Here is a 1,533-nt window from a genome sequence, read left to right on the forward strand (position 1 = left end):
ATCACCCACATTCCCCCAGGCTGCCGGCCAGCGGCCGGCACTACCACAGCGAAAATCCATGGCGCTGCATCCACCGGCCAAGGCTCCACGGCGGCGGAGTTGACATGCAGGCATTTACCTGCCTATTGTGATCCCACGGACGGCACCCCGCCGCCCACCGTGGAGCCGCAGTCATGGTGGATATCGCACACAGAGTCGGCATCAACGCCCCATCGGCCCAGGTCTACCAGGCCCTGGCCACCCCCGAAGGTATCGCCGCCTGGTGGGCCGAGGACACCACCGGCGACCGCCACCCCGGCGGCACCGTCGCCGCCCGCTTTACCGCCAACGGCCAGGAAATCGGCGCCATGCAGATGAAGCTGCTGCAGCTGCAGCCGAACGAGCGGGTGCTGTGGGAATTCGTCGACGGCCCACCGGAATGGATCGGCACCACCGCGCGCTTCGCCCTGCACCAGGACGGCGACTACTGCATCGTGCTGTTCAGCCATGAAGGCTGGAAGGAACGCGTGGAATTCATGCACCACTGCAGCACCAAGTGGGCCATCTTCCTGATGAGCCTGAAATCCCTGCTGGAAACCGGCCGCGGCCAGCCCAGCCCGCACGACGTCAAGATCGACAACTGGAACTGAAGGCACCCCATGGATGCAGACAAGGTGTTCAAGGCACTGGCCGACCCCACGCGCCGCACGTTGTTGGACCTGCTGTGCGAGCGCAACGGACAGACGCTGGGGCAGCTCTGCGAGCACCTGCAGATGGCCCGGCAATCGGTTACCCAGCACCTGGGCCTACTGGAAGACGCCAACCTGATCAGCACCGTCAGGCGTGGCCGCGAAAAGCTGCACTTCATCAACTCGGTGCCGCTGCACGATGTCTATACACGCTGGGTAAGCAAGTTCGAGCAGCAGCGCCTGAGCCTGCTGCATGACCTCAAACAGGAACTGGAAGGACAATGACGATGAGCGCTGAATCCACCCGTTTCATCCACGTGATCTATATCGCCTCCACGCCGCAGAAGGTGTTCGAAGCCATCACCCGGCCGGAGATTGCCCGCACCTACTGGGGGCACGAAAACGTATCGGACTGGAAATCCGGCTCGCGCTGGCAGCACGTGCGTGCCAATGACGAGCGCAAGGTCGAACTGGTGGGCGAAGTGGTGGAAAACACCCCACCCTCGCGACTGGTGATCACCTGGGCCGCCGCCTCGCAGGCGGACAACCCGAAGGCCTACAGCCGGGTGACGTTCGAGATCGTGCCGTATGAGGACATGGTCAAGCTGACGGTGACCCATGACGAGCTGGAACCGGGCAGCGGCATGGATACCGGCATCCGCCAAGGCTGGCCGATCGTGCTGTCGAGCCTGAAATCGCTGCTGGAAACCGGCAAAGGCCTGGACGTCTTCGCCAAACCCCAGTAGTGCCAGCCCATGGCTGGCAATCCGCCCACGGCCCAAGCCAACCCGTGAAGGCGCCTTGATCCCGCTGAACGACGCATGCAACGCGTGCTGGCCGCTCACCCGCAAAGTACGCGTTACGT

3 protein-coding genes are annotated in these 1,533 nt (G+C 63.7%); all 3 read left to right on the plus strand.

The window, feature by feature from the left end; all coding sequences use genetic code 11:
• Positions 1 to 173: 173 nt before the first annotated feature.
• The 3 genes from AB4Y84_RS21370 to AB4Y84_RS21380 are packed head-to-tail and all read left to right on the plus strand — an operon-like array spanning position 174 to position 1,414.
• On the plus strand, positions 174 to 629 hold the full coding sequence (locus AB4Y84_RS21370; protein WP_312108479.1) for an SRPBCC family protein: 456 nt from the start codon (positions 174 to 176) through the stop codon (positions 627 to 629).
• Positions 630 to 638: 9 nt separating this feature from the next.
• Positions 639 to 953 (plus strand): ArsR/SmtB family transcription factor, encoded by a 315-nt coding sequence (locus AB4Y84_RS21375; protein WP_442244955.1) that lies wholly within the window; start codon positions 639 to 641, stop codon positions 951 to 953.
• Between the two features lie 2 nt (positions 954 to 955).
• Positions 956 to 1,414 carry an SRPBCC family protein gene (locus AB4Y84_RS21380; protein ID WP_312108482.1) on the plus strand — a complete coding sequence of 153 codons (459 nt, stop codon included), beginning with the start codon at positions 956 to 958 and terminating at the stop codon, positions 1,412 to 1,414.
• Positions 1,415 to 1,533: the final 119 nt, after the last annotated feature.

Source organism: Stenotrophomonas sp. 2YAF22, assembly GCF_052114665.1.
GTDB classification, from domain to species: domain Bacteria; phylum Pseudomonadota; class Gammaproteobacteria; order Xanthomonadales; family Xanthomonadaceae; genus Stenotrophomonas; species Stenotrophomonas indicatrix.